This is a genomic window from Oleiphilus sp. HI0117, from assembly GCF_001635235.1.
Window position 1 is genome coordinate 1 of the sequence record NZ_LWGA01001039.1, and the last position, 2,523, is coordinate 2,523.

A 2,523-nucleotide genomic window follows, 5' to 3' on the forward strand; every position below is an offset into this window, starting at 1 on the left:
CTTCCATCTGTGTACTGAAGGTGCCGTAACTGGGTTGTCGGTAATAAGCAACACCTGCGGCTTGTGCAGCAATTCGGTCAGTGGCGTAGGTCATTGCCAAATAGCCTTGGACTCCTGCCTGGATGATATTTCCTACCACGTCATGTTTCGTCAAACTCGCTGAATTGTCTGCTTCAAGCTGTGCTTGGGTATTTTCCAACTTTGTTTGTAAGTCCTCGAGTTGTGTTGGGCTGATCCCTTGCATATCAATTCCAATCGCTTGGTATTGGCCAGCCACAACATTGTTTTCAGTAAACTTGAAGCTCTGTTGTGCCGGTGCAAAACCTAAACGTGTCTTTAAGGACTCACCTAAGGCAATTGCTGGCGTACTGTGTACCACCTCACCGTCAACCGTTAACTCACCAATCATTTGAATTGCACCTGCGGGTAAACTGCTTGGCAGATCATCAACAGTTTCAATCGTCTCGGGTAAATAGCTTTCGATCGCCGCTTCATCGTCTGCCGTAGCGGGACGGAAGCTGAAGGCGATATCTTTACCTACAAGATTAGTCGTGAAGTCTGATAATTCAAAGTATTCACTCCCCCAGCTGAAGCTTTGGCCATAATCGTAACTGATGGCAGAACCCACTTGATAATGGAACTTATGAAATAAGGTTTCAGGAAGGTGATCAATGGTTGCGCTGAATTCAATCTCATAGCCCAGAGCAACTTCTTCAAGTGCTAAAAACTCGCTAGGAATGATGGTTTGCAAGCCCAACACATCGCCCAATGTTGCGTTTGGCGCATTGTTATTTAGATAGGTTTCCAATTCAGTTTGATAGTTGGCCAACTCCGTTTCAATTAAGGAGGTGTTAACACCTTGTACCCAACCTTCAGCTTCGTTACTGACTGAACTTTCTTCCAAGGAAGTTAATAAACCTTGCGCATCAAAAGCGACCTGATTTTCAAGATCCAACCCATCGGTATAAGTGTATTGTTTAAAGCTCGGGTCCAGGCTATACCAGGTTTCACCTTGCTTTACCTCAACCCAGACATGCTCAAGCTGTATCTCTTCAACATCACCCCCATAGCTATACTGGTGTTGTGGAATCCCACCTTGGCTCATAAGGTTGGCAACCGCTGCAGCATTCTTAACGTTACCCACCCAATTTCTTGCTTGGTCGGCAGGTATATTGACGACACCGTATTTATATCTTGCTTCGTGACCCGCGGCTCTTAGCAGCGAGATCAATAAGCTTGAGCTATCAAAGGCATTGCCTTGTTCTGATTGAAGCGTGTAATCAGCACCTTGCATCACACCAAAGCTCGGAATCCAGCGAATAGTATCGTGTACCCAGTTATACAAACTCAAAGGATCGGTGCCGAGTTCCGCAACTTTGCCTGTAATCGCCTGAGTAATCTCTGTGGCACTGTCAGTCGTAGAATAGCTTCCATTATCAGTCCCTAATAAGCTATTAATTTGAGTTTGAGAGGAATAGATTTCACGAGGAGCCGAACCAATAAAGTCTAAATCATTACTGTAACTTTCGTGAGGGCGAGATAAAGGCGACTTGAGTAATGTAAGCGCTTGAGTAATCGCCTTACGTTTTTCACGCTGCCTGGAAGCATCTTCGCCTATCTTTTCGATAGTCTCCAAATTCTGATACAGGGCATTCATATCACGCTCATAGACTTCGTTATTCAGCGCCTGGCGTTGCGATATTTTATCTAACGCCTTTTGCTTTTGAAGGTGAGCTAGCCTTACAGACATTTGCTCGCGAAGGGCGTCATCTAACTCTTTAATGAGAGCAAGATTCTCAATTTGTGTTGATGGCTTTGCCTTTCCTTGACTCGAAGGTTTACTCGCTTCTCGAAGTAAGTGCTTCAAGTTTGTACGAAGCTTTTCAAGTTCAGCGCCCAGCGGATAATAGTGTTCAATTTGGTTTTGCGCAGGTTCTTTTGTCATTCGCTCTACCGCAGCGTGCACATAAGAGCTGTACCAAACAAAACAGATTAAGGTCAAAACGATACGTGCGATAAAACGCATCATTGGAGAAAGATGAGAAACCATTGCAGCATTCCCTTTTGAATTAGTTGTGCACAGTAAATTTTCTTGATTGCTTAAGTTCATGGTATCCCTCCTCATGGTGCCGCGCACAGCTCGTTATCCAATGAGCATTGGAAGCGATTTAATTTCTTCGGTGCATTGTGAACATCGATTGAGTAATGCACTGGCTGACTGTTTCCGTATTCGTCCATAAGCACAATCTCAACGTCATGCACACAATCGGCTTCATCCGGCATCCAGTTAATTTCGTAGGCACCCTCATAAGGCTGATTCGGCGTAATGGTCATACCTTGTGGTGCGTTAACCAAGCTTGCTACGACATTGCCACCTAAGCTGGATTCGCCGAAGAAGCGATATTGATAGGCTTGACCTACGAATGCCGTGGTCAATGGTTTGTTGATTAGGCTGAGCTCGGCGTCTAGAGACTCAGAGCTTTCGACTACATCTACATACCAGAACTCGTTATTTGCAGACGC

General features: G+C 45.1%; 2 protein-coding genes. Both read right to left on the reverse strand.

The genetic code is table 11. The annotated features are described in order from the left end of the window. Window positions 1-2,110 (reverse strand): transglutaminase domain-containing protein (locus tag A3757_RS18640; RefSeq protein WP_304439199.1); only part of this gene is annotated, 2,110 nt, incomplete at its 3' end. 11 nt (window positions 2,111-2,121) lie between these two features. Further along, on the reverse strand, window positions 2,122-2,523 hold a 402-nt coding region (locus A3757_RS26990; RefSeq protein WP_197470130.1), incomplete at its 5' end, for a hypothetical protein.